The organism is Planctomycetota bacterium, from assembly GCA_035384565.1.
Classification (GTDB): domain Bacteria; phylum Planctomycetota; class PUPC01; order DSUN01; family DSUN01; genus DAOOIT01.
The window spans coordinates 44,363-69,771 of the sequence record DAOOIT010000032.1; the positions used below are offsets into that span (position 1 = coordinate 44,363).

Genomic DNA, 25,409 nt, shown 5'->3' on the forward strand with positions numbered 1-25,409 from the left:
CTTAGCCCGGCGCCCGCGCCGAGTCAACTCGACGGGCGGTCGCGCCATCCCCGGGCGGCCGAGGGGCCGGACAGGTCCGACCCGTCCGACGCCCCCTTGGCATTCGCCCGGCCTCTGCGGCCTGTCGCCGGGCGAAAATCCGGGTTGATCGCCCGTCGTGGGTTTGCTAGTATGTGAGGGATGTGGCAGTCCCCCTCCCAACCAGGGTCCGGCAGAAGGAGTAGGTGAGTGCTTCGCCTGCGCATGCTCGTGTGGATCGCCCTCCTCGGTGTGACGGCATCGCCAACCATCCAGGCAGCGCTGCTCTATCCTGAGTCCGACACGTACGGCCAGAGCAACAACTCGGGCCCCTACGGCTCGAGCACGATTCTGGCCCTCAAGTACAGCGAGCCGGGCGACACGCTCTACAGCCGGAAGACGTGGATCCGCTATGACCTGTCGGACCTCGTGGTGGCGGACTTCACGAACCCGAGCCTCAACCTGCCCATGATCGAGTCGGGCCTCGGCACCGACGCGACGGGGAACTGGACGTTTCATGTCTACGGCCTGACCGATGAATCGCTCGACAGTTGGAGCGAGGCCAGTTTGCTGTGGAACACGGCGCCGGCCAACGTCACCGGCTCGGGCACCGCTGTGGACCCGACCAAGACCGTGAGCCTCGGCACCTTCACCGTCTCGGGCAAGGGCTACACCGGCTCGTCCACCACCTACACGATCTCGGGCGCCGCGCTCCAGAGCTTCCTGGCCGCGGACACCAACCAGCGGGTGACCTTCATCGTGACCCGCGACACGCAGGCGCCGAACGCCACCGTCAACTACGCCCACGCGCTCGCCTCGCGCGAGCACGGCACGGTGGCTCCGGCCAGCCTCGTGCTGCCCAGCGCCGTGCTCGGCCCGCCCACCTACTACGCGCACGAGGGCTTCAGCTACGACACCGGCGACCTGAACAACCGCGCGGGCGGCCTGGGCTGGAACAGCCCCTGGACCGCCACCAGCGCCAACGAGTCGGTGATCGCGCCCGCGCTGCCGCTCAGCTACGCGCAGGGCTACGGCCTCGTGGAGGGCGGCGACCGCGCCCTGGCCATCACCGGCAACACCGACCCCACCCTCGCCAGCCGCACCCTGCGCCGCACCTGGAGCGCCAACGAGGTCTACATCAGCTTCCTCCTGCGTTGGGCGCAGGGCTCGGTGGGCCAGAACGACTTCGTGGCGATCTGGCTGGGCAACAGCAACGGCCCCAGCATCGGCGTCAAGGGCAACGAGGACACGGCCGACCCGAATCGGCTCGATTTCTTCACCCGTCTCTCGGGCTCCGGCACGGCCCGCTACGCGGGGAACATCACCGACGACAGCACGTTTTTCATCATCGGCCGTCTCGTCAAGGGCGGCTCGGGCAACTACGAGACCTACGAGCTGTGGGTGAACCCTAACTTCGAGAACGACACGATCCCCGACGTCATCGCCACCGGGAACGCGGGGTTCTCGTCCTTCACCACCGTCGGCCTGCGCTCGGTCAATCTGGATGCGGGCGAGCTGGTGATCGTGGACGAGTTGCGCCTGGGAACCTCGTGGACCGATGTGTTCCCGCAGAACATGGCCATCCCCGAGCCCGCCACGCTGGGGCTGCTGGGGCTGGGCGTCGCCGCGCTCGCTCGACGGGCCTCGGCGCGGCGAAGGAGCCGAGGCTGCTGACCCGCCGCGCCCGGGTTCGCCTGCGCCGACTTGCCGCAACACGCCATCGGCGCTCGGAAATCTTCTCAGACGCCATGCGGACCGCCTGGCCGGCGCAAGCTTTTCCGTATCAGGCAGTTAGGTGTGGTGCCGACCCGCCCGTGAGGCAGGGAGGCGCGTCGGTGCGGGCGCGCGGGGCCGGGCAAGCGCCCATACTTGCTCATCCCTGTGGGGAGGAAGTGAGCAAGTATGAGCAGAACGGCGAGAATGAGCGATTCTTGCGGCTCCGGCCATTCCGGGCCTGTCAGAACGATGAGCAAGTATGGGTGGAAGGGCGAGGATGGGCGATTCTCGCGGCTCCGGCGATGCCGGGCCTGTCAGGGCGATGAGCAAGTATGGGCGGAAGGGCGAGGAAGCAGGAGCCGGCCCGGGGGCTCGGGCCACAAGGCGATCGGCCCGGGGTTGCCCCATCGAGACGGCTCGCCGTGCGCTCGAGATGACCCAACTCGTTGCCCCCGGTGGGTCCTGCGCTCTGGGGCAGTAGAGCCGGCCTGCGGCGGTCAATGAGGCGCGGCGGCAATGGGGTGGAAGAGTGGAATGCGGCCGTGCTTCGCGGCGCCGAACTCCGCCAGGAACTCCTGCGTCTCCCGCGACACCAGAAAGTCCGACAGCGCGCGTGCCCCGGTCGAGTTGGTGTGGGGGAAGCGCGCGGGGTTGGCCTCCATCACCACATAGGGGCGGCGCATGTCGGGGTCGGCCTCGACCAGAATCTTCATGCCCTCGGCCTTGAGCTTGCCGAAGAGCACCGGCATGCGGCCCACGATGATGTAGGCGCCGCGCTTCTGCGCGAAGGTGAGCGCGTCCAGATGGCCGTCGGTTTCGTCGGGGATCACCCAGGGGCCTTTGGGCTCGACCCCCGCCTTCTGCCAGAGCTTGTGGGACATCTCGCGGGTGCCGATGCCGTGGAAGTCCACAAACGGCGCCTGAGCCCGGGCGATGCGGCGGCAGGCTTCGGCGCCGTCGGCCAGCCCGGCGATGCCCGCGGGGTCGGCAGCCGGCCCCACGATGACCAGGTCGTTGCGCGTCCAGGGCCGCATGTTCACCCCGTAGCCGTCGGCCACGAGGTCGGTCGTGATGTCGCCGGAGTGCATGGTCAACAGGTCGGCCTTGCCGGCGCGGAACGGCTCGGAGATGAGGGGACGCGGCCCTGAGGCGACGACCTCGACCTGGTAGCCCGTGGCCGCCTCGAAGCGCTTGGCGATCTCCGGCCACAGCCCGGTCATCACCATGCCGCCGATCACCGCTGTGCGCACGACTCGCGAACGGCCCTCAGGCCGCGCGGCCTCACGCTGGGTGCCACACGAGCCGAAGGCCAGCGTCAGCACAACCGGAATCGCAATGGTGCGCATGTTGATTCTCTCATGGCAGGGGGGGCTGGTTGATGCCGCCGGTGCCGGTCTCCCAGCGCACGTCGCTGCGGCGCGGGTCTCCTACGCCGCAGCCGACGTAGACGCCCTGGAATGACTCGACGTGATGGTCCAGGAACACGAGATTGGCCTTGCCCTGATGGCGCGCCACGACGCTGTACTCCTTCTTCGACGGCGCGGTGGCGGAGTAGGCGCCGTGCGCGTCGGCCATGAACACGGTCTGGGATGGGTAGGGCATCTCGCTCAGGCGATGCGGCGCAGGGCGGATCCAGGGCGAGACGTAGATGTTCATCGCGTAGGGCAGGAAGTACAGCCACCCGGGGTCCGTGGCCATGGGGCACACGAGCACCGAGTGCTCGCCCTCCCGTGGCCGTCGCCCCTCCACGGCCATCTGCCAGTACGGCGGCAGCCCGGCGTAGGGAGGCAGGCAGTTGAACCAGTCCGACATTCGGTTGATCACGGCGAGCTTCTGCTCGCCCTGGCCGCGGCGAGGGATGAAGCCGTCCCAGTCCTCCAGGTAGAGGGCAAGCGCCTGGCCAAGCTGGGAGAGGTTGGCCTTGCACCCGAGGGCGTGGGTGCTGGCGCGGGCCCGGTGCAGCGCCGGCAGCAGCAACGTGGTAAGGACGGCGATCACGCCCATGACCACGAGCAGTTCGATGAGGGTGAAGGCGCGCTTTCTGCCCGCCGTCATGGTTCAGTTCCTTCGCCGCCGCAGGCCGGCCGCCGCCAGCCCTAGGGAGAAGATGGCCACGGACGCCGGCTCGGGAATGGCCGCGGGCGCGGCGTCGGCGGTAAGCCGCAACACGGGCGGCAGGCGCGGCAGCGGAATGTCGCGCGCGTTGAAGGTGAAGCCCACCGTGTCGCTCGCCGCGGTGAGGAACAGGCTCACCGGCCCCGCCGCGAGAATGTCGTCCACAAACGCCTCCGGCAGACTCAGGGTGAGCGAGAGGGGGCCGTCCACGCCGAGGTTGGTGAAGAGGCCCAGCGACATGTCCAGCGCGGGCTGAAGCAGCAGCAGCCCGGACGAGTAGGTTACGCCGTCGGCGGTGGGCGCGTTGGGCGTGCCGGTGCCCTCGGCCCAGGCGTCGTTCGCCAGCCAGCGCACCTCGAACTGCCCGATGCCGCGATTGAAGATAGGGTTGTTGGGGGTGCCCTGTTCGGTAAGGTCCAGGACGGCGTCCTCGAGCTGCCAGCCTCCGGCGCCGAAGGCCGCGTCCATGGCCGCCACAAAGGCAGAGAGATCGAAACGCATGAAGGTGTTGAGCAGCCCGCGCTGCTGCCCCGAGGCGTTCACGGCGGCCGAGCCCGAGACCGAGAGGCCGCCCGCCAGCCCGTAGTTGCTGGCCGGCGCTTCCGAACGCACGAACGCGTCCGCCGTCGGCGTGATCGAGATCGTGATAGGCACCGCCCACACGGCTCCGCTGAGAACTGAGAGCCACAAGCCGATCAGGAGGCGTCGCATAGCACCCAACTCCTTTCGCGTGAGCATGTAGGCTGAGACTTGTGCGGTCTCGCGCTTCCCTCCTGACAACGTGAGCTGACTGACTATTCGTCTGGCAGGCGGGTGCGTGACACAGGAATCTGTGGCCCGGGCTCGGGTCGGGGCACGGCACGGCATACCAGGGTCTCCTTTCGATGCTATGGGGCCCCGTAGCCGTGAATCATAGCGCGCTAACGCAATACGGGTGTTCGGCTTGTTCGACTTGGGCGTTCTGTGCGCCGAACCCACACCGAGACCCAAGGTGGGTCTTGGCCCCTGGTTGCTGAGCCGCGCTACTCGTCCGCCGCCCGCGCGAGGTACTCGTGAATCCCGCCCTCGCCATAGTGCGAGATGCGCCACGTGCTGCCCACCTTGATGGCGCGCAAGTCGCCCCGCGCGCACATGCGTCGAACGGTCATCGCCGACACGTCCAGCGCCCGCGCCACCACCGCGGCCCGCAGGAACTCCACACCCCGCGGGCACCCGCAGATGGCGCACCGGCCAGGCCTGGGAAAGCCATTGGTCCCGTCTGTTGCTGACAATCCTTGCTGGTCCATCGGCCCTGGACTCCGTCGTGGGTGCGCATTATCTCTTCCCGTCGTCTTCGGCGCCCGGCGTGGCCGCAGGTTTGTGCCGCATGGGCGCGCCGCCGCGCACGTCACGCATCGTATTCGCTCTTGCGCACGGCCGCGTGACACCTGTTCCTGTAGACCGCCAAGAGCCGTGTTGCTCGTGTTCGCTTTGGGCACATGGTGCGGCCTGTGCGACCATTCTCGTTGCGTGAAGGCAGATGGTGTCATGGTGCGTGGCCCCCACGCGAATAGGAAGCCGGAGGGGCCAAGGCAGGTCCCCAAGAGCCCCCGCAGACCGTGGAGAAGGCGCTATGAGGCCGCGACGCATCGAGTGGGTGATGTTAGCCGCTCAGACCCCGGCGACGAGTCACAGAGGCTGCGTTGCCGTCCCCAGACGCCCCTGGCAGCACGGGCTGACGATCGTTGAACTCCTCACGGTGATTTCCATCCTCACCATCATCACCTCGCTGGCGAGCCCCATGATCCTCCAGGCGAAGCATGCGGCCCTGGCTCGCTCGTGCGCGAGCAATCTCCGACAGGTCCACCTGGGCGTCGAACTGGTCAGGAACGCCAACTACGGCAAGCTGCCCACCTGCGTGGAACTCGACACGGCCGACAACCCTCTGAAGCTCCAGAACTACCCCCTAAAGGAGGACCGCTGGTGGTACAGAAAGGTATCAGCCGCGCTCTATCCCCGATTCGGTGCCACAGTGATGGACCCGCTCCAGGGGGCCGCGGTGCCCCACGAGCGGTACGCCCTGCGTTGCCCGGGTTCGCCCGACCCCTATGACCAGACGCGGGTGAGGGGCGCCTTCTGGAAGGTCCAAGGCACCGACAAGGATCGCGTATTCGATAACTGCTATGGCTACAATAACTTCGGGTTTGCCTACAATGTCGGAGACACGGCGAAGGAGAACAAGTGTGCCATCGGCAGCCCGGCTCCCATTGACTGGAGCTGTCCGGGCAACAGCAGCTACTACCGCGACCTCGCAATCTCCTGGGGGGTCATCGTCGGCCGGCCGAGGCACCTCTATGACCCCAGCAAGGACTCCGGCGGAATGAAGTACTGCAACTGCGACACGGGCTTAGTTCCTCGGAAGACCTGGCCCTGCGCCTATACGCGCCTGGGTGAATTCGCGCTGGTTCCTGAGGCCGCCCGTACGATGTTGCTCATGGACTACGTGAAGGCGGATGTGGCGCCCAATCTCCTCAACGACGGCCTGAAGGGCCCCCGCTTCCGCCATGGCGGGCGTGGGAACGTCGTGTTCGTGGATGGGCATATTGGACTGTACTCGGCCCGTGATTTCATGAGCGAATGGTCGGAGCCCGACCACGCGTCGTGGGGCACGGCCAACGCGCCAGACGCTGTAACACGGCGCGGTCGGATTCACTGGGCCGTCCTGAGACCCTGACTCTCGCCTCTCGCGATGGCCGCACGGCGAGCCAGCCCCCGCAGTGCCGAGCAGCCGCACGCGCGAGGCGCACGTCGCGCCCGTCACAACAGGCAGGGGCCACCCCTCAGAACTTCAGCACGGTCATCAGGTAGCAGAACTCGGCGGTGTCGCTCGGCCCGGTGCGGTCGGCGAAGGCGCCGGGGAAGAAGCGCGCGACGCCGCCCTCCACCTCAAGTCGCTTGTTCACGGCGTACTTCGCACAGCAGCCGATCTCGCAGCCGATGTCGTCGCCCGACTTGCCGGCCTTGTCGCGCCGCGCGGCTTTCTTGCCCGTGGTGTACCAGGCGTCCTTCTCCTCGGCCAGCCAGTAGCGGTGGGCCTCGACGCCCACGGTGAGCTTCGCGGTGGGCTTCGCCCGCAGGCGCACGCCCGCCGAGCGCACGTTCATCCAAGTCACACGGTCCATGATCCCGCCGAACATATCGTGGGTAGAGGCGTAGAGCGGGTCGAAGGTGCCGTGCCTACCGTCGGTGGGGTCCTTGTCGCCCGAGGCGCACACCAGGACGGGCTGGATGGCCGGCTGCCACGGGAGGTCGAAGGTGTAAGTGGTGGTGCCGTAGAAGGCCCAGGCGCGGATCGGGTCATTCGCGTAATGCCCGCGCTGGACGGCGCCCTCGACCTCATAGGTCCACCGCTTCGCGAGGTTGCCGTGGAGGCGGGCTCCGTAGGTGTACCGCTTGTGCTCGCCCTTCACCTTGTCCTCGCCGGTCACATAGTAGCCGGGGTTCCACGTGTGGAGGCGGAAGACGTAGAGGTCGAGCTTGTGGTCGGGCACGGGTTTGAGGGTGGCGTAGAGGCCCGAGAAGCGCTCGTCGTGGCGGTGCTCGTTGAAGTGGTCGTCCTCGCCCACCACCACGCTGCCGCAGAAGGCGTGGACCTCCACCGCGTCGCTCGTGTACGTCGCGCGCACGGCGTCGAACGAGCGGAGGATGTTGTTCCAGGTGGGCGCGGCTACGAGGCGCCGCGAGCCCAGGTCAATCTCCTGCCGCCCCAGGCGCACCATCACTGGCTTGCCGCCCAGCTCCACGTAGGCCTGGTGCAGATCGAGGTCGTCGTTCTGGCTGCGAGGGTCGCGCTCCGACATCCATTCGCGCCCGTCCACCAGCTCCACGCGCGTCTGAAGCCAGTCGCTGAACACCGTGTCCATCTTCAGGCGCGTGCGGGCGAACAGGCGGCGGTCGCGGTCGTCCTTGTGATCGTCCAGGTCCTCGTTGTTCCAGCGCTCGAAGCGGATGCGCTCCTCGGCGGCGAACCGGAACACGATGTCGCCTGCCTTCACCGTCTTCAGCCGGTCGAGGAAGTCCGGCTCGGCCTTCGCACCCGGCTTCCCGCCCTCGGGGGAAGGTGCCTCGGCGCCCTGGGCAACACAGGACCACACGAGCAGGACCGGCAATGCCCGACCCAACCCCACGGCGTTCTCCCACGCCTATGCCTGGTGCAGGAACTGCTGGCTGACGCCACGTTGCGGCCGCCGCGGCACGAAGGGTCCGTTGCCGCGGAGGCCGAATGTGTCTTCGACAGAACGTCCTTCGGCGTGACACTTCTCCCTGGCGACGCGGCCCCTCCGCTCAGGCAGCATGCACGCGATCAGTACACCGCTTCGCCGGCTCGCTGTCAAATGACGCTCCCCGTTCCCCGCCACCACAGCGCCGCACGACCGTGCCTTGCGCGCCGCCTCGTCTTGCGTCCGCCGCCGTGGCTGTGCTACTCTGAATGTGGGATGTGGCGATGGAGGAACCGTGGTGCAGAGCCCTCGACGCCGGCCGTGGGCCTGGATGTGCCTTCTGCTGATCTCACTCGCAGGCTGCGGCACGGAGGAGCGGGTGACCCTGCACGTGTGGGCCGCCGACACGTTGGCCGCCAGCCTCCGCGAGTTGAAGGCCAAGTTCGAGCATCTGCGCCCCGACTGCCGGATCGCCCTCAACCTCCACGGCGACGTGCTCGTCACGCGGCTGCTCCCCGACCACGAGGCCGACGTGGCCGCCCTCGCCGACTGCCGACTCATCGAGAAGGTGCTCCACCCCGACGTTGCCGACTGGGTCGCCAAGTTCGCCGCCAATGAAATCGTGCTCGCAAACCACAACTCGAGCCGGCGGCGCGCCGAGATCAACGCCGACAACTGGTACGAAATCCTGCTCAAACCCGACATCCAGTTCGGCATCGCCAATCCCACGCAAGACCCCTGCGGTTACTGGACCCGTCTCACCTGGCTCCTCGCGGAGAAGCACTACGCCACCTCCCAGAGCCAACCGCGCCCCCTCGCACAGCAACTCATCGCCAAGTGCCCCGAGGAGTTCATCGCCCTCGACGCCACCCGCCTCATCTCCGACCTACTCGTGCCCGCACGCGTGGACTACGCATTCGTCTACAAGACGCATGCGGTGGGCCACAGGCTGAGTTTCACCCCCCTGCCGAAGGAGATCAACCTCGGCGACCCCGCCCACGCCGGCGAGTACGCCCAGGCGGAAATCACCGTGCCCGACTACCACGGCGGGCGCGAGACCCTCCAGGGCACCTACATCGCCTGTGGCATCATCGTGCCGAAGAAGTCGCGCCATCCCGAGCTGGCACGGGAGTTCGTCCGCTACGTGCTCTCGCCCACCGGCCAGGAGCTTCTCCAGCGTTCCGGCTTCAACCCCCTCCGGCCCGCCCGCGTGCCCAGGTGGTGCAGAACGCCTGAGTTCCTCGCCGACATCACTGTGCCTGAGAAGTAGCCGGCCCTGGCCGCCGGTTCGGCCGTGCGACGCCTTGCCTGCGCCCTCATTCCTCCCGATGAGGCCCTGTCAGGGGCCGGCCCACCACGTCCTTGGGGCCGAACCCCTGCCCACCGCCATGTCGCCCCGAGCTACGGCCCCGGCCGCACCAGCCTGGGCAGGCTCAGAGGGCCGTCAATCGCCCACACAGAGCCGGGGCCTGCGGTCACCTCGCCACGCTCCGAACTGAACGTCACCTCCCCCTCCGTCACCTCCAGCGTCGTGCGAACGCCCGATTCATAGGTCACTTTGAACTTGGTGCCACGAACATAGACCGACCCAAACGGCGTCCCCACCCCCTGGAACCGATTGGTGCTCCGCACATCGAACTCCACCTCGCCCTCATGCAGGCACACATGGCGGAAGTGCCGCGCGCAGGCCGCCCCCGACGCGCCCCCGTGCAGTTGAGCCTCGGTCTGGGGATGGACGTCAAGCAACGAACCATCGTCCACCTCCAGCGTCAACCGACTGCCCTTGCCCGCGATCAACACATCGCCGTCATAGACCGGCGAGCCAATCTGAACCAGCGACGCGCGCCGCGCCCCCCTCTGGCGGGCCATCGGTTGCCCTTCCAGGGCCGCCACGCGGCCCACCTGCACATAGCGCTTGCTCAACAGCGCGAACGCACCCGCCACGAGCAGCACCGCAGCCGCCGCCGCCAGCCCCCAGCGCAGCAACACACTGGGCCGCCCCATCGAACGTTGGGGCCTCCGGGCGCCTCGCAACCGCGCAACCACCGCGCACGACAGATCACGCGGCGCCTCCACCAAAGCGAGAGCCGAACGCAACGCGCGATCATCCCCCCGCCAAGCTTCCCACGCCCGCCGACACCCCTCACAGCCGCCCAGATGCGTCTGGACCTCCTCCACCTCATCCGACCACAGAGTCCCCTCCTCCAGCGCCAGAAAGCTCACCCGGATTCTGCGGCACTCACGGTTCATGCCGATTCCCCCCCGCCCAGATAGTCTCGCAGCATCTCGCGGGCACGCAGCGCGCGTCGGCGCGCCGCCTCCGGCCGAATACCCAGGCTCGCGGCCACCTCATCGTACCCCATCTCCTCGAGGTAGTGCAACACAATCACCTCTCGATACTTGCGTGGCAGACGTCTCACAGCGCGCAGCACCCGCTCACGCTCCTCGTTCGCCCCCGCCTCATCGCGGGGCGTCGCCGTCGTGTGGGCCTGCTCCACAGCCTCCGATGGCGACTCACACCGACGTCCCTGCCGCCGCAGCCAGTCCCGGCACACGTGCGCCGCGATACCGAAGACCCATGGTGCGAACGACAGCCCCGGGTCGAATCGGCCCAAGGACTCGAACACCCTGAACAGCGTCTCCTGCGTCAGATCCTCCGCCTCCTGGACGTCCCCTGTCATTCGGAGTGCGAAGGTGAACAACCTGTTCTGAAAGCGCCGAGCGAGCGTCTCGAAAGCCGCCCCATCGCCATCGAGACACCTGCGTGCCAGGGTCTCATCGGGTAGTTCAGGCTTCGAGCCTGACTCGGGTTTCTCCTGCCGTGATGGACCCACGTCATCGTATCCTTCGTTGCACGGCGTCCTACCGTGACTGAACTTCTCACTGGCGCCCGCGGAGTCCTCTCTGGGGCGCAGGGCATCCTATCCTGCCGAAGGAGAGCAGTCAAGCTTGACAATCGCGCCCCGTCCTGGTATAAGCATGAGGAGTCACGGATTCCACGTTCCCCGATAGCTCAATCGGTAGAGCGGGTGGCTGTTAACCACTAGGTTCGAGGTTCGAGTCCTCGTCGGGGAGCCACGATTTTTCGGTCTGCGGGTTTCTCCGCATTGGTTGACTGGAGCCGTTGCTGAGCATCGTCGGCAGCGGCTCCTTCCATGTCCGCCCCGGCTCGCCACTTACGCCGCGCGCCTCATCGCCCGGCATTCTCCTGACCTACCAAGAGCCCCAAAACAAAATCCATGGTTCAACCCCATGGGGGCCTCGGGCCCCCTCCCGATTCTCCGGCTGTCAACAGTCTCCGAGACTGGCGTCTGGAGACGCATCGGAAGCCTGGTTGAACCAGCCTTCCTCCCGCCGCGGGGTCCGCGTTCCGGGCCTGGGTTCGGGCTTGAGACCATCCTCTGGTCAGCGGCGTACGTCATTGGCGTGGCAGATGTTCCGTAGCCGTCGCCGGCTGCGGAAGGAAGGTTAACTATGCTTCAGGTCGCCTTCCTTCGCGCCTTCGCCGGCCGCTGCTCGCGTGCGCGGCGCGGAAACGGAAAACGCCTCTCCGGCGCGGCCGGGAGACGGTTTTCAGCTAAGGTCGAAAAAAGGGGGGGTGGTAAGGTCCCCGGAGGCCCCCAGGTAAGGGGGCCCGCCAATCCAGGTAAGGGGGCCGAGAGGCCCCGGAGGATATTCGGAGGGCCGCTCGCGGCCGCGATCTGATGCGCAGAGGTTTCCTCAGATCGCAGAGCCCGCCTTGCGCGATCTGAGGCGCCTCGGTGTCCTCAGATCGCGAACGCGCCGTCTTGACCGCGCGCGATCCAGGGCGTAAGATGGCGCCTCGGATCGCATGGCGCAGTTCCTCACACCCCCGCCGCGAGGTGCCTCATGGCCACTGCCGAGGATCCCATCCGGATTCGCCGCCTGCTCGACACTCGGCTGCGAGAACTCCGGGCCCGCGGCCCGGTCATGGCCGCAAGCCTGACAGAGAGCCGCCGCACCTGTGGGCGGTACGGCTGCCGCTGCTATCGGGGCGAGAAGCACATCAGCCACCGCCTGACATTCAAGGAGGGCGGGCGGACGCAATCGGTCTACGTGCCGGCGGGCCGGGTGGAGGAGGTCAGAGGGTGGGTGACGGAGGCCCGCCGCCTCCGGACCCTCCTGAAGGAGTGCTCCGAGCTGGCCATCATCCTTTTGCGCGGCTACGACCGGGCGGAGAAGAAGCCCCGCCGGCGTCCCAGGTGACGCCCCCATCTGTCGGCACAGAATTCCCGCTGAATTCCTCACTTGCGCCTTGATATTCCCCCGCGAACGAGGATGTATGTGAGACAAGGCTGCGGCGGCACTTGGGCCGCCCGCCGATGGAGGATTGACCATGGAACGAACGCTTGAGGTAGCCTGCGAGGGGACGACCAGCAGCTTCGCCGTCCGCAAGCTGAGCCGGGCGACCCTGTACGGCACGAGGCGGCGGGTGCCGGTGGATTGCGAGGGCCGAGAGTGCAAGGCTGCCGCCCTGACCCGCGACGGCCGATTCCTGTTGCCGCCAGGCACGACAGCCACGCTATACCTGGATGATCGCGGGGACGCCGTCGAGCGCGGCGAGTTGCGCGCGGCGCAGCGAGGCCAGGGCGCGGCATCGGCTCCCGAGCCGCAGGTCGCAAAGGCAGCTGACCTTCTCGATTGTGTCGTTCGCCGGGTCTATGGCCTGGTGCCCGTCGCGGTGTCGGCGCAGCTTGATAGGCGTCTCGCCGCCACGGGCATCTGCCGCCTGGAGGGCGGGGACGATGGCGGCGAGGTACGCTTCCTCGTGAAGAACGCCGCCGGCTACTTCCTCATGATAGGGGAGCCGAGCGGCTTCCGCTTCGTGGGTCCCGACCAGGCGGACCTGTCGATCCCCGAGAGCGATGGGGCCTGGGACGGCCTCGACTTCGCCAGGCTCTGATGCAGGAGACAGATGATGTCGCGTTGGATTCGGATTCGTGACAGCCGCGGCCGCGATGCGCGGGTGCGGATGGAGCCTGCCCATCGCCGCGGCCGGCCGACGCTCCAGGCGCTCGACGGGCGAGCCGTCGAGGCAGCCCGGTTCATTAAGGCGCCGATGTCGAGGAGCTACGGGGTGCTCCGTCACCGCTGCCCCGACGATGTGGAGCTTGCCGAGTTGCTGATCGAGGAGGACCCCGAGATCGACATCGAGGCGACGGGCCGACGGACAGGCCCGACCGACCACGTGCTCCTCGATCCCGATGGCAACGTCCTCTATGCGGCGGCGGAGATCGAGATTGTGTACAACCGCGATGGCATCGAGTTGGAACGCCGCCTGCCGGCGGACACGCCGGCCAATGTGGATGGTGACGCGGGTCTGGTCTGGACGGGCAGGATGCTCCCCCGCTCGCAGGCGGCGCGGCGCTTCGCCTACACCCGCGCCCTTCAGCTTCGTCACGTGGACGGTCTGACGTACGACTTCCTGTTCGGGATGGCGCGGGAGCTTGACCAGGCGGATGCCCTGGCCCTGATTGGAGCGGGGCCGGGCGGACGGGACCCGATCCTCCTCGAACGGAACGGCGTTCCCCATCGCGGGTTCCTGGAGGGCCGGGTGGACGGGGACTGCTACCTGCTCGTCCTTCACCTGACGAACCTCGAACTGACGATGCCTGAGGAGGTGACCCCATGATCGCCCAGGAGCAGGCCCGCTGGCAGCCGCTTGGGACGGCGGGGCGGATCGCGCCCCAGGGCAGCATCGCCGACCGGGCGCTGGCACAGCGCCTCGCCGCCTACAAGAGACAGGTCGCCGGCCGCTACCGCAGCATCTCGCCCGCCGATCTCGCCACGGCGCTCCCGCCGGGTCCCTACCTCGTCTCCCCAAAGCTGGATGGCGAGACGTGGTTCCTGCGCGTCGCCGGCGGCGAGGCGTGGTTGCTGTCGCCCAGTGGGAGGGTCATCGGCGACGTGCCGGCCACGGCAGAGGCTAGTCGCCTCCTGGCGGGACGCGACCTGCTCCTGGCCGGCGAACTCTACGCCAATGGCTCAGCCCGCCGGCCGCGCGTCCACGACCTCGCCGCGGCCTTGGGCGGTGGCCCCAGCGCCCCCGTCGATCACCTCGGCTTCGGGGCCTTCGACCTGCTCGATGATGGCGGCGAGGACGCACAACGCATACCATTCGTCGGACGAGCGGAGCGGCTCGCCTCTCTGCTTGATGGCGGACAGCTCTGCCGTTGCGTGCCCTTTGGACAGGTCACCGACTCACGCGAGCTGCTTGAGACCTACGACCGCTTGGTCACTTGCGAGGGCCACGAGGGCCTAGTCATCCGCTGCGCCGATGGGCAGATCATCAAGGTCAAGCCGGAGATCACCATCGACGCGGCGGTTGTGGGCTTCACGGAACGCGCCAGGGGCGGCGTGGCGGAACTGTTGCTCGCACTGCTGCGGCCTGACGGAGTGTTCCAGCTTCTCGGCCGGGTGGACACGGGGTTCGCTGAGGCCGACCGACTGGAATTGGCCGAGCGGCTTCGACCTCTCATCGTCGAATCGTCCCACCTCGCCGCGTCGCGTGCCGGCGCGCTCTTCCGCTTCGTGCGGCCCGAGGTGGTCGTCGAGGCCAAGTGCAATGACCTCCTGACCTTGAGGGCGAGCGGCGAACACGTGCGGCGGATGGCAATGCGGCACACGCCCGGTAGCGCCCCGCCCTGGGAAGCGCTCCGACCTCTGCCGGCGGCGAGCATGATGCATGCCGTCTTCCGCCGGCTCCGCGACGACAAGGCCGTGGACACCGACGGCGTCCGCTGGAGCCAGGTGACGGACCTCGTGGCGGTCGAGGACATCGGCGGCGCGCAGGCCGTCGAGCTTCCCCGCTCTCAGCTTCTCCGTCGCGAGGTGTTCACCAAGCGCGAGCGCGGCGCCCTCTCTGTCCGCAAGGCTGTCCTCTGGAAGACGAACAAGGACACGGTCGATCCCCTGTACCCGCCCTTTGTGGCCTTCTTCACCGACTTCGCCCCGGGCCGGCAGCAGCCGCTTCGCACGGACCTCCGCGTCGCTTCCACCGTCGAGCGCATCCACGCCCTTGCTGATGTTTGGCTCAAGGAGCACGTCACCCAGGGATGGGTCTGCCGCACGGCCACAATGGACTCCTCTCCCCTGCCCGCCTCGTGCCACGGGAGCGACGGCTTCCGTCTGGGTCTGACGGTCTCCTTCGCCCGGACCTCGTCGGTGAACTTCCATGTCGCCGTGCGGCGGATGAAGGCTCTGGCCGACGCGGGCAGCCTCACCGTCGAGAGCGACGAGAAGGGCCGGCCGAGGCATTACAGCTTGTCCGTTCGGCAGGAGGCGCTCGTCGAGAACGTCCGCCGCCTCGAGAGCCTTTACCGCGTCATCTCGCGCTGGAGCAGCGCCGAGATCAGCGTCAACGGCGAGCCGCTGGCCTTCCACGACGTGCAAGGCGTCCTCAACGCCATCGCCGACATCGCCTCGTGCTGGCGCCAGCAGAGGAAGCAGGCGACAGAGGGGGCGAACCCTTGCCGAGCCTGCTTCGCCCTCGGCTGCCAGCAGCTTCGGTTCACGGCGTCTCAAGGCTTCCCCGGCATCCCGCGGGACCATCCCGCCTGGTACGCCGTGGGCAGCTTCGATGCGAAGGTGGTGACCTTGGACAAGCCGGCCCTCCTCGCCCAGCTCGATACGCGGCTCAACGAGTCGCTCGCCATCTGCCCCTTCTTCGACCGCGAGCACACGGTGCAGCGCATCCGCGACCTGCCCGAGGCCCTCGACCCCGCCGCCGACCCGGCGCAGTGGACCTTGGGCTACGCCATTGATACCAGGAAGCCGGCCTGGGTCTTCCCCAAGGCCGCCCGCCGGCTGCCCTACGACGTAAGTCTCCAGCCCGAGGCAGGGTCCCTCTTCTTGCGCCCGGCGACAGCCGGCCACGCAGCGGCCCAGAACGGCCAGGGGGCGAATCTCTCGCCCGCGCTGGTGCCTGGGCCGCATCGGAGCATCCCAGCGGCCCGGTACGCCGACGTGTGCGGCCAGGACGCCGCCGTGGAAGCGGTCCGCGCCTACGCCGAGCTTCCTCTCAAGCACCCGGAACTCTTCCAGCGCGTCGGCGTCCGCCCCGGCCGAGGCATCCTCCTCTGGGGGCCACCGGGCAATGGCAAGACGCTGCTGGCACGGGCCGTGGCGGGGGAATCGGGCGCCCACATCGAGGTCATCTCCGGCCCTGAGGTCCTGAGCAAATGGGCCGGCGAGGGGGAGCAGCGCCTGAGAGACGTGTTCCAGCGCGCCGCCCGCTTGGCCCCATCGGTCGTCCTAATGGATGAACTCGACGCCATCGCCGGCGCCCGCGACGCGGCGGACGCCCGGCATCTGCGAGAACTCGTCTCCCAACTCCTCGTCCTCCTCGATGGCATCGAGGACCGCGGCCGCGTCCTCGTCATCGGCACCACGAACCGGCCCGAGGACATTGACCCCGCCATCCTCCGCCCCGGCCGCGTTGACCGCAAGGTCTGCCTCGGCCCGCCGAACGCCGAGGGCCGGGCGGCCCTCTTCGCCAAGCTCCTCGCCCGCATGCCGGTGGCCGAGGACGTCCGCCCCGACGCCCTCGCAGCTCGGACAGCGGGCTTCACAGGGGCTCAAGTGGAACACGTGGTCAACGAGGCGGGGCTGCTGGCGGTCAAAGGGGCCATCGCCCAAGCATTCCCCGTCGATACCGTACGGGTTCGCCTTGGCCACTTCCACCACGCCATCTGCAGGGCAAGACCCGCTCGCTCCGCGGCGCTTGCCTCGGTCATTGCACAAAGCTCCGACTGAGCTGGACCTGCCCGCGCGCCAACTGGTCGCCGCGGCGCCGCGACCACAGTCAAGGGGTGACGAACCGGCCCTCAGGGCTGCGCGTGCCCCTGTGCGTGGGCATTGATCCATAGACCGAGTTGCTCGACGCACAACTGGAGGCCCGCGATCTTCTGGATGGCCCAGCTCTGAAAGATCCTGTCATATTGGTTGCGCGCGCTGGGGTCGTGCGCGACGTACTCCTTGAAGTGCTGGCTGAACTCGCCGATCAGCACAGCGGCACGGGCCTCCACATCGTCGCCGGCCATGCCGGCGATGGGTGCACCAGACGCTCCCATGGAGCACTCCTTTCCTGCATCAAAGGCTGTGAGATGGCTGGACACCAACCGCCCAGTGCCATCCCGGATAGGGAGCGGGTTACCAGACCATGCCCTGTGATGGCAAGCCTGAGGGGCGAGTTCGGCGGCCGGCGGAACGGGCTTCGGGAACTCGTTCTTGGCCTTGATAACCTGAGCGACAGATGCCCTCATGTGCCGGCCGCCGTGGCGGCGGGGCCGCCAGAGAGGCGGCCCTCCGCGGCGGGCGGGGCTGAATAGAAGGAGGCTGCGATGGATGCTGCGTTGCGAGAGGAGATTGAAGGCCTGGCGGCGCTGGGGACGCCGGCGCTCAAGGCGAAGTACGTGGAGGCGTTCGGCGAGCGCTCGCGCTCGGGCAACGCCGCGTTCCTGCGGAAGCGGATCGCGTGGCGGCTCCAGGCGCGGGCGATGGGCGGCCTGTCGGAGCGGGCACGGCGCCGTGCCGAGGAGCTGGCCGACGAGGCGGATCTGCGGGTTCGGGCGCCGGGGCCGAGCCGCCGGCGGCAGGCGAGGGGCGCACAACCCCACGACCGCGCCGATGCGTCACGACCCCGACGCGATCCCCGGCTCCCGCCGGTCGGCGAACTGCTCGTCCGCGAGTTCCGAGGGATGACCATCGCCGCGCGGGTGCTCGAGGACGGCTTCGAGTACCAGGGCCGCCGCTATGCCTCGCTGAGCACCATCGCCTGCGAGGCCGCGGGCACGCGGTGGAACGGATACCGGTTCTTCGAGCTGGCCTGAGTCCAGCGCCCACAAGGAACAGGAAGGAGCAACAAAAATCATGCCAAACGGAAGACCAGGAGCGGGACAGGGGAGCCGCGAGCGACAGGAGATCCGCTGCGCGGTGTACACGCGGAAGTCCACGGACGAAGGCCTCGATCAGGACTTCAACTCGCTCGACGCCCAACGCGAGGCGGCGGAGGCGTACATCGCGAGCCAGCGCTCGGAAGGGTGGACCTTGCTGCCCGACCGCTACGACGACGGCGGCTACACGGGAGCGAACGTGGACCGCCCGGCGCTCCAGAGGCTACTGGCGGACATCGAGGCGGGCCGCGTCGAGTGCGTCGTCACGTACAAAGTGGATCGCCTGAGCCGTTCGCTCCTCGACTTCGCGCGGCTGATGGGGACCTTCGACGCGCACGGCGTCAGCTTCGTGTCCGTCACCCAGCAGTTCAACACCGCCACGTCGGTGGGCCGGCTGCTGCTGAACGTCCTCCTCTCGTTCGCCCAGTTCGAGCGCGAGATCATCGCCGAGCGGACGCGGGACAAGATGTCAGCCGCGCGCCGCAAGGGCAAGTGGACGGGCGGCGTGCCGGTCCTCGGCTACGACGTAGCGCCCGAGGGCGGCCGGCTGCTCGTGAACACGGAGGAAGCGGAACGAGTGAGGGCCATCTTCGCCCTCTACCTCGAGCGCCGAGGGCTGCTTCCCGTCGTCCAGGAACTGGAGCGTCTGGGGTGGTGCAACAAGCGATACACCACCCGCGAGGGCAGGGTACACGGTGGCGGGCCGTTCACCAAGACAACCGTGCAGAAGCTGCTGACGAACCCCCTCTACATCGGCCAGGTCCGCTCGAACGGCTCCCTTCATCCCGGCGAGCACGAGGCCCTTGTGGACGAGATCACCTGGCGGACGGCTCAGGAGCTGCTACGCCGCAACGGGCGGAACGGCACACGCCACAGGCGCCCCGGGCCGACACCACTCCTCCAGGGTCTGCTCCACTGCCGGCCCTGTGGGAAGGCCATGACGCACTCGGTCGCGGCCCGCGGGACGCGGCGGCACCGCTACTACGTCTGCCAGACGGCCCAGAAGCGCGGCTGGGCCGCCTGCCCAACGAAGTCCGTATCCGCCGAGAAGATCGAGGCGTCAGTAGCCGAGCAGTTGCGAGGCCTGCTCGCCGCCCCAGGCGCAAGCCGCATCGAGGCCCTCGCGCCCTTCGGCGATGGCTGGGAGACTCTCTCCCCGGCCGAGCGCCGGCGCGCAGTTGCCAGCGTCGTCGAGCGGATCGACTACGATGGCCCGTCAGGCCAGCTCGCCGCCGTGCTGCGAGATGGCGGCAGCGACCCCCTCCCAAGTGAAGAGCGAGGAGAACAATGAGCCAGACCGCACCCCCTCTGGATGCCATGCCCTTCCCGCAGCGCCTCGAATGGTCGTTGGCCCCCGCCGACGATCAAGCGCAGGAGAATGAGGTCCCGCCGCCCGAGCCGGGCAATGTCCCGCGCGTCGCGCGCCTCATTGCCCTCGCGATCCACTTCGACGGCCTGGTCCGGCGGGGCGAGGCGCCCGACTACGCTGCCCTCGCCCGATTGGGCCAGGTCACCCGTGCCCGAATGAGCCAGATCATGGACCTCCTCTGCCTCGCCCCCGACATCCAGGAGGCCCTTCTGTTCCTGCCTCGCGTGGAGAAGGGGCGCGACCCCGTCACGGAACACGACCTTAGGCCGGTCGCTGCCCAGGCGGACTGGGAGCACCAGAGAGCCGCGTGGGGCCAGCTCGTCGAGCGACGAGGCCTTCCTTGTCGCTGACGCGCGGGAAGCGCGCAAACTGCATGCAAGGGCGGAGAGAGGCGCCTCGGGGCGCCGCGCCAGTTCCTCTCGCATCCGAACCTATGGGTAGTGCAGAGCTTACGACACACAGGGGCCGAGCATGCGAAATCGCGCTTGACAGGTGCGGATTACTGCACTATCATAGTGTTTGGGAGGGAGGAGCGACGGATGGAGCGGCTGACGGAGAGACAAGCGGCGGTTCTGGAGTTCATCAGAGCCCAGCTCGCCGAGAAGGGGCGGCCACCGACCCTCGATGAGATCGGCACGCGATTCTGGATCGCCTCGTCGTTCGGGGTGCGCCGGCACCTCACGGCGCTGGAGAAGAAGGGGTACATCGAACGGCACGCGCATGCGGCGCGGGGGATTCGCCTGTCCCCCGAGCTCCGCGCCGTCACGGGCTTGCCCATCGTCGGCCGCGTGGCGGCGGGCGCACCCATCACGGCCATCGAGAACCTGGAGGGGTACCTGTCCATCGAGAGCCTCCTCCCCGAACGGGAGGGCATCTACGGCCTGAAGGTCCAAGGCGACAGCATGGAGGATGCGGGCATCCACGACGGCGACTACGTCGTCGTTCGTCCGCAGCCCGTGTTCGAGGACGGCGAGATCGGGGTCGCCGTGATCGATGAGGAGTGCACCGTCAAGCGGCTTCGGAAAGTGGGGGGCAAGATCGAGCTTCGGCCTGCCAGCAGCAAGCACAGGCCCTGGCTTGTTGACCCTTCCGAGCACGACTTCCGCTATGGAGGAAAGGTCGTCAAGGTTCTCAGCCTCCGCGACCCCGTGGCCGCGGGTGGATGACAGCCCGTCCTAAAGGGCAGAGATGCCTTTACCGCCCGACGGGGCGACTTAAGGTCCGCTTCCGAGCCGCTGAGGCTGCAGGAAGGCGGACCTTTCTTTTTGGCTTGACCGGGAAGTGGGGCCACTCGGCCAGGAGACGAGCCGATGCACAACGACGCGAAGCGACGCGCGGCAGCGGGCAGGCAGGCCCGCGAGCGCGGCCCGCCACACGGGGGGCACGTGTGCCACGCCGCGTGGCGACTTCCGGCGGCGTGGCATCGGCGTGGCATCTGGCGTGGCACTTTGTCTTCCCGCGCCAATCAACGGCCAGATTTCGTGACAAACATGTAGAGGGAGGTGAATTCCAACGGCCGAAGGAGGTCGCACGATGAGTGAGGACGTCCAACGTTGCACGGCGACGAGCAAACACACCGGCAAGCGCTGCCGCCAGCCGGCCGTGGCCGGCTCCAGCGTCTGCCGCTACCACGGCGCGGGTGGCGGCGCGCCGAAGGGCAACCTCAACCGCCTCGTCCACGGCGCCTACGCCGCGCGGGTCCTCAACGGCGAGGAGCGCCGCATCCACGACGCCTTCCTCGAGCGGCTGCGCGAGGACTTCGAGCTGAACGCCTCGTCCGACGAGGTGGCCGCGCAGATGGCCGCGATGGCGTTCCTCCAGTACGTGCGCGCCCAGAAGGCGGAGAAGGAGGCGGCGGCCGCGGCCCAGGCGCGGATCGTGCGCAACTGCCTGCGGGACCTCAAGGCCACGAAGGGCACCCGCGAGCGGGGCGGCGTCCCCCTGGGCACGACCCCGGCGGAGTGGGCCGCGGCAGTCGTCGGGAAGCTCAGGGAGGCGGAGAAGGGGGGTACGGCCAAGACGGGCACGGAGAAGTCGGAGGCCGAGCCCGTCCCGGCGCCGGAGGAACAGGAGAAGGAGGCCAGCCATGGCACGCAAGCTGTGTAAAGGCACCACGGACCGCGGCAGCCCCTGCCGTGCCGACGCCCGGTCCGGGTCCGACTACTGCTTCTGGCACGACCCGCACTCGCGCGCGGCACGGAGCGCGGCGGCACGCCGCGGCGGGGTCGTGCGGGCGCGGGGGGCCCTGGCCGACGACGAGGGCGTCGTGGCCGCCCGCCTCGCCGACCCCGTGACCTGGGGCGAACTCTACCTGCGGAACCGCGACGGCTCGCCTCGGAGCTACTGGCCCCACCAGGTCGAGGACCTCCGGGCGCCGGACCCCCAGATCGTCCACCTGGACGGCCGCGACTGCGGGAAGACCATCGCGTTGACGACCGACGTGCTCCACTTCGCCTTCACCACGCAGGGCGGCTTGGGCCTCATCGCCGCGCCCCAGCAGGGCCACCTCGACACGATCATCGAGGAGATCGAGTTCCAGCTCGCGGCCAACGAGCAGCTCGCGGCCAGCGTGGCCCCGAACGCCCAGGGCCGGCAGAAGCCGACCCGCGACCCGTACTTCCGCCTCGAGTTCACCAACGGCTCCGTGCTCTACTTCCGGCCGGCGGGCCCCGACGGCGAGGCGTTCCGGTCCCTCCACGTCAACCGCATCTGGGTGGACGAGGGGGCGTGGCTGCCGGAGAAGGCGTGGCACGCGCTCCGCCAGTGCCTGAAGGCGGCCGGAGTGTTCCGCGTCTACTCGACGCCCAACGGCCTCCGCGGCACGACGTACCACCACCTCACCGAGGCACGCGACTGGCGCGTCTTCCGCTGGCCGAGCTGGCTCAACCCCTCCTGGAGCGCCCAGCGCGAGGCGGACCTCGCCGCGTTCTACGGCGGGAAGGGGAGCGACGGCTGGCAGCACGAGGTGGCCGGCGAGCACGGCAAGCCGACCCACGGGGCCTTCAACGCCGAACTCCTCGAGCTGTGCCGCGTCGACATCCCCGAGTACCGCTGCATCCACGTCCTGGGCGAGACCCTCACGGCCTGCGAGACGGAGGAGGAGGCCTTCGACCGCCTCGAGATGCTCCTCAACCTCGCGCCCCAGGACGGCACCTTCTGGGTCGGCGGCGACCTGGGCTACACGAACGATCCCACGGAACTCGTCGTCCTGCGCGAGACCCCGGGGGAGGAGAAGCGGCCGGCCCGGCTCGTCCTCCGGGTCCACATGGAGCACGTGGCCTATCCCCACATCGCCGTGGCGGTCGGCATCCTGGAGCGCTACTACTGCCCCATGGGCATCGGCGTGGACAATGGGGGCAACGGCCTCGCGGTCGTGCAGGAGCTGACCACCCTCGACAAGTTCCGCTCCCTCGGCCTCGGGTCGAAGCTCCACGGCTACGACTTCGGCGGCATGGTCACGGTCGCCGAGAAGGACGGGCGCCTGCTCAAGAAGCGCACGAAGGAGCACATGACCAGCCTGATCAACCGCGCCTTCCAGCGCCGCGAACTGTTCCTGCCCGAGGGCGACCGGGAGATCGCCGACCAGTTCTCGACCCACAGCTACACGTTCGCCAGCAACAACAACGTCGTCTACTCGAAGGGCAACGACCACATCGTGGACGCCGTGCGCTGCGCCATGCTCGCCCGCGAGCGGGAGCGCTGCGACGACTTCGAGGTGATCGTGCCGAACGTCGTTCCCGTGTGGACCGACCCCATCTTCTGGTGAGAAAGGACTGCACCCATGTACGAGATCGTGCAACGCATCCTGGACGGCTTCGTCAACTGCCTGGTCCCCGAAATCGGGGAGGAGGTGGTCGCGTCGTCGCTTGGCATCGCCGGCGGGCAGCAGGCCCTTCTGCGGCAGATGGAGAAGCTCTGGGCGCTCCGGCTCGACACGGTCGTCGAGATCGGCACGCGCGAGGGCATCATGACGGCGCTCCTGAGCCGGTTCGCCCGGCAGGTCATCTCGCTGGACCGGGACGAGTGGCCGCAGGTTCGGCCCGTCCTGGAATTCGTGGGGGCCTGCAACGTGGCGCGTCTGCCCCTGGAGAAGCACGAGATGCCGCTGCTGCGCAAGAGCCTGAAGTTCAACCTCGCGGTGATCGGCCCCACGGACCGGGGCGACGGCGCGGCCTGGGGCTTCACCCACGTGAAGCACTGCGGCAGGGTGTTCTTCCGCGGCTACGGGGCCTCGGCCGACAACCTCGAGGTGACGCGCCTGGTGGACAGCCTGAACACGGGTGCCGTGAGCCGCCAGGAGCCCTTCGCCTGGTGGTCGGAGGATGAACTCGACATCGTGCCCTGCGGAACCAGGGAGATACTCCCCGTGCTGGAGCGGCCGTGGGCCAGGCGGCGTCGCGCCAAGTGAGCGTCGAGCGCGCCCCCCGCTCCGCCTGGCGGCAGCGCAGGAAGAAAGCCCTGCCGCTCTGGCCGCCGCCTGCCTGACATCGGTTGCGCTCGTCCATGCCCACGGCGTGTGCTGATCCTGGCGCACGCCGTGGGCTGGCACGGGCACAGGATCGCCGTCGCCGGGGCGCGGGGTCAGAGGGACGTAACAGCAGCAGGCGGAGGAGCTGTCGCCGCTGTTGCCGTGGCCCACACGGCCGTCAGCACACCCCGCCACTGTCCCACGTCAAGCCCGGTGGCCGCTGAACGCACGCCCTGCTGGGCCGTTCCCGCCGCGCCCGTGCCGCCGCGCGCGCACCGTCGCGCCCGCCGCACACTCCCACCCGCCGCCGGCCCCCGCCAGAATCTCCCCGCCCCGACCCGCCCCCGCCCCATCTTGCGGCCCCGTTGAGACTTACGCAGCCGTAAATCCTTGCAGAATATGCACTTCCGCCGAAGGTTCCAGTTGACTGATGTGGAACACTATGCCTATATGGTGTCGGTGCAAGTGGTTGCCAGCACAGGAGTTAAAGATGGCGAGCAAGCGACGCAGACCCCTGACCGCCCGAGAACTGAAGCCCCGCATCCAGCGCCTGTCCTGGGAACGGCTGACGGAGATCTACCTCGCCACGAAGAGTCAGGCTGTGCGCCGGCTGATCGAGGCCGAGGCCCGGCGGTGCGGCTACAAGATGAGCGGCTTCTTCCTGGCTCAGGCCCTCCGACGCGGGGCAGAAACAGGAGACCCGAAATGATCGCCACGTGCCCGAAGTGCGGCGGCAAGCGGATCGAGATGTGGCTGTGCGACCGCGACGTGGGATGCACGGCCCAGCCCAGGTGCGAGGGCGCCGCGTTGCGGCAGCCGCCTCTGCCGTTCGACGCCGGCTACCACGCCCACCGCCGCTGCCTCGACTGCGGCGCGGAGTGGGCCTCCCAAGACCTGGGCCTCGACCCCTGAGGAGCGAGCGATGGACCTGCGAGAGCTGGAGTTCGGGATCGAGATCGAGACCATCCGGCGGACCCGTCAGGCCGTCGCCGAGGCGATCCGCACCGTTGTTGGCGGTGCCGTCCGCCACACCGGCTACCCCTCCAGCTACGACCCCTGGGAGGTCACCGACTCCCGCGGCCGCGTCTGGAAGGTCGTGGCCGACAGCTCGCTGACCTCGGTGCCGGGCCATCTCCGCGCCGAGGTTGTCAGCCCCGTGCTCACCTACCAGGATATCCCCGAACTCCAGCAGGTCGTGCGGGCGGTCCGCGACCTCGCCGGCGCGCGGGTGGACGGCAACTGTGGCATCCACATCCACATCGATGCCGCGCCCTTCTACCCGGACGCGTTGGTCCGACTGGCCAAGATTGTCTACAAGCAGGAGGAGTTGATCATCCGTGCCCTGGGCCTCAGGGGGACCCGGCTCCAGCAGTACTGCAAGCCGATGCGCGAGGAGTTCATCCGCAGCCTCGAGCGCCAGAAGCCGAAGGACCGGGACCAGCTCAACCGCCTCTGGTACGGCTACCGCAACACCCATCCCATCCACTACGACCAGACTCGCTACCACCTCCTGAACCTCCACAGCGTGTGGTACCGAGGCACCATCGAAATTCGGGCTTATGCGCAGTTGCGAATTATGCGCAGTTGGGCGGCGGCGCGCGGCTCTGTGG

25 protein-coding genes and 1 tRNA gene are annotated in these 25,409 nt (G+C 68.4%); 18 read left to right on the plus strand and 8 right to left on the minus strand.

Annotated features, from left to right (window positions below):
* Positions 1–228 precede the first annotated feature (228 nt).
* On the plus strand, positions 229–1,692 hold the full coding sequence (locus PLE19_13185; protein HPD15901.1) for a PEP-CTERM sorting domain-containing protein: 1,464 nt from the start codon (positions 229–231) through the stop codon (positions 1,690–1,692).
* A gap of 539 nt (positions 1,693–2,231) precedes the next feature.
* Here the strand turns inward: PLE19_13185 and PLE19_13190 are convergent.
* The 4 genes from PLE19_13190 to PLE19_13205 all read right to left on the minus strand — a co-directional run bounded on the left by PLE19_13190 (position 2,232) and on the right by PLE19_13205 (position 5,048).
* A complete protein-coding gene (locus PLE19_13190; GenBank protein ID HPD15902.1) occupies positions 2,232–3,080 on the minus strand; it encodes a substrate-binding domain-containing protein in 849 nt (282 codons plus the stop codon).
* A 10-nt stretch (positions 3,081–3,090) separates the two neighbouring features.
* Complete coding sequence (locus PLE19_13195) at positions 3,091–3,789, minus strand: type II secretion system protein (GenBank protein HPD15903.1); 699 nt, start codon at positions 3,787–3,789, stop codon at positions 3,091–3,093.
* A 3-nt stretch (positions 3,790–3,792) separates the two neighbouring features.
* A complete protein-coding gene (locus PLE19_13200; GenBank protein HPD15904.1) occupies positions 3,793–4,560 on the minus strand; it encodes a PEP-CTERM sorting domain-containing protein in 768 nt (255 codons plus the stop codon).
* 311 nt (positions 4,561–4,871) lie between these two features.
* Positions 4,872–5,048, minus strand: a complete 177-nt coding sequence (locus tag PLE19_13205; protein HPD15905.1) for a helix-turn-helix domain-containing protein — start codon at positions 5,046–5,048, stop codon at positions 4,872–4,874.
* A 413-nt stretch (positions 5,049–5,461) separates the two neighbouring features.
* Here PLE19_13205 and PLE19_13210 point away from each other — a divergent pair, with 413 nt between their 5' ends.
* On the plus strand, positions 5,462–6,562 hold the full coding sequence (locus PLE19_13210; GenBank protein ID HPD15906.1) for a prepilin-type N-terminal cleavage/methylation domain-containing protein: 1,101 nt from the start codon (positions 5,462–5,464) through the stop codon (positions 6,560–6,562).
* A 106-nt stretch (positions 6,563–6,668) separates the two neighbouring features.
* Here the strand turns inward: PLE19_13210 and PLE19_13215 are convergent, their stop codons facing one another.
* Positions 6,669–8,015, minus strand: coding sequence for an alginate export family protein (locus tag PLE19_13215; protein HPD15907.1), 1,347 nt, complete (start codon positions 8,013–8,015; stop codon positions 6,669–6,671).
* 331 nt (positions 8,016–8,346) lie between these two features.
* Between PLE19_13215 and PLE19_13220 the strand changes: the two genes are divergently transcribed.
* Positions 8,347–9,318, plus strand: a complete 972-nt coding sequence (locus tag PLE19_13220; GenBank protein HPD15908.1) for an extracellular solute-binding protein — start codon at positions 8,347–8,349, stop codon at positions 9,316–9,318.
* A 131-nt stretch (positions 9,319–9,449) separates the two neighbouring features.
* Here the strand turns inward: PLE19_13220 and PLE19_13225 are convergent, their stop codons facing one another.
* Together PLE19_13225 and PLE19_13230 are read right to left on the minus strand one after the other, a co-directional pair.
* Positions 9,450–10,298: a FecR domain-containing protein gene (locus tag PLE19_13225; GenBank protein HPD15909.1), complete on the minus strand. Its 849-nt coding sequence runs from the start codon at positions 10,296–10,298 to the stop codon at positions 9,450–9,452.
* Entirely contained in the window at positions 10,295–10,882 is a 588-nt protein-coding gene (locus tag PLE19_13230) for an RNA polymerase sigma factor (protein HPD15910.1), read from the minus strand. The genes PLE19_13225 and PLE19_13230 overlap by 4 nt, the downstream gene beginning before the upstream one ends.
* 168 nt (positions 10,883–11,050) lie before the next feature.
* Between PLE19_13230 and PLE19_13235 the strand changes: the two genes are divergently transcribed.
* The 5 genes from PLE19_13235 to PLE19_13255 all read left to right on the plus strand — a co-directional run bounded on the left by PLE19_13235 (position 11,051) and on the right by PLE19_13255 (position 16,823).
* Positions 11,051–11,126, plus strand: a tRNA-Asn gene (locus tag PLE19_13235).
* A gap of 792 nt (positions 11,127–11,918) precedes the next feature.
* Positions 11,919–12,275 carry a hypothetical protein gene (locus PLE19_13240; GenBank protein ID HPD15911.1) on the plus strand — a complete coding sequence of 119 codons (357 nt, stop codon included), beginning with the start codon at positions 11,919–11,921 and terminating at the stop codon, positions 12,273–12,275.
* A gap of 130 nt (positions 12,276–12,405) precedes the next feature.
* Positions 12,406–12,972 (plus strand): hypothetical protein, encoded by a 567-nt coding sequence (locus PLE19_13245; GenBank protein HPD15912.1) that lies wholly within the window; start codon positions 12,406–12,408, stop codon positions 12,970–12,972.
* Between the two features lie 15 nt (positions 12,973–12,987).
* Positions 12,988–13,701, plus strand: coding sequence for a hypothetical protein (locus PLE19_13250; GenBank protein ID HPD15913.1), 714 nt, complete (start codon positions 12,988–12,990; stop codon positions 13,699–13,701).
* Positions 13,698–16,823 (plus strand): AAA family ATPase, encoded by a 3,126-nt coding sequence (locus PLE19_13255; GenBank protein ID HPD15914.1) that lies wholly within the window; start codon positions 13,698–13,700, stop codon positions 16,821–16,823. Before PLE19_13250 ends, PLE19_13255 begins: the two co-directional genes overlap by 4 nt.
* A gap of 71 nt (positions 16,824–16,894) precedes the next feature.
* Here PLE19_13255 and PLE19_13260 read toward each other — a convergent pair whose 3' ends face one another.
* The gene (locus tag PLE19_13260) at positions 16,895–17,140 is read right to left on the minus strand and encodes a hypothetical protein (GenBank protein HPD15915.1); all 246 of its coding nucleotides are present in this window, start codon (positions 17,138–17,140) and stop codon (positions 16,895–16,897) included.
* Positions 17,141–17,410: 270 nt separating this feature from the next.
* On the opposite strand from PLE19_13260, the gene PLE19_13265 reads away from it, so the two are divergent.
* From PLE19_13265 to PLE19_13310, 10 genes are all read left to right on the plus strand, one after another.
* Positions 17,411–17,899: a DUF2924 domain-containing protein gene (locus tag PLE19_13265; GenBank protein HPD15916.1), complete on the plus strand. Its 489-nt coding sequence runs from the start codon at positions 17,411–17,413 to the stop codon at positions 17,897–17,899.
* A gap of 40 nt (positions 17,900–17,939) precedes the next feature.
* The gene (locus PLE19_13270) at positions 17,940–19,253 is read left to right on the plus strand and encodes a recombinase family protein (protein ID HPD15917.1); all 1,314 of its coding nucleotides are present in this window, start codon (positions 17,940–17,942) and stop codon (positions 19,251–19,253) included.
* The gene (locus PLE19_13275; GenBank protein HPD15918.1) at positions 19,250–19,681 is read left to right on the plus strand and encodes a hypothetical protein; all 432 of its coding nucleotides are present in this window, start codon (positions 19,250–19,252) and stop codon (positions 19,679–19,681) included. Before PLE19_13270 ends, PLE19_13275 begins: the two co-directional genes overlap by 4 nt.
* 189 nt (positions 19,682–19,870) lie before the next feature.
* Complete coding sequence (lexA, locus tag PLE19_13280) at positions 19,871–20,497, plus strand: transcriptional repressor LexA (protein HPD15919.1); 627 nt, start codon at positions 19,871–19,873, stop codon at positions 20,495–20,497.
* 367 nt (positions 20,498–20,864) lie between these two features.
* The gene (locus PLE19_13285; GenBank protein ID HPD15920.1) at positions 20,865–21,437 is read left to right on the plus strand and encodes a hypothetical protein; all 573 of its coding nucleotides are present in this window, start codon (positions 20,865–20,867) and stop codon (positions 21,435–21,437) included.
* Complete coding sequence (locus PLE19_13290; GenBank protein HPD15921.1) at positions 21,418–23,097, plus strand: terminase family protein; 1,680 nt, start codon at positions 21,418–21,420, stop codon at positions 23,095–23,097. Before PLE19_13285 ends, PLE19_13290 begins: the two co-directional genes overlap by 20 nt.
* A 15-nt stretch (positions 23,098–23,112) precedes the next feature.
* Positions 23,113–23,739, plus strand: coding sequence for a hypothetical protein (locus PLE19_13295; GenBank protein ID HPD15922.1), 627 nt, complete (start codon positions 23,113–23,115; stop codon positions 23,737–23,739).
* Between the two features lie 550 nt (positions 23,740–24,289).
* Positions 24,290–24,508: a hypothetical protein gene (locus PLE19_13300; protein ID HPD15923.1), complete on the plus strand. Its 219-nt coding sequence runs from the start codon at positions 24,290–24,292 to the stop codon at positions 24,506–24,508.
* Positions 24,505–24,711, plus strand: a complete 207-nt coding sequence (locus PLE19_13305) for a hypothetical protein (protein ID HPD15924.1) — start codon at positions 24,505–24,507, stop codon at positions 24,709–24,711. Before PLE19_13300 ends, PLE19_13305 begins: the two co-directional genes overlap by 4 nt.
* A gap of 10 nt (positions 24,712–24,721) precedes the next feature.
* A partial coding sequence (locus PLE19_13310) for an amidoligase family protein (GenBank protein HPD15925.1) occupies positions 24,722–25,409 on the plus strand: 688 nt, incomplete at its 3' end.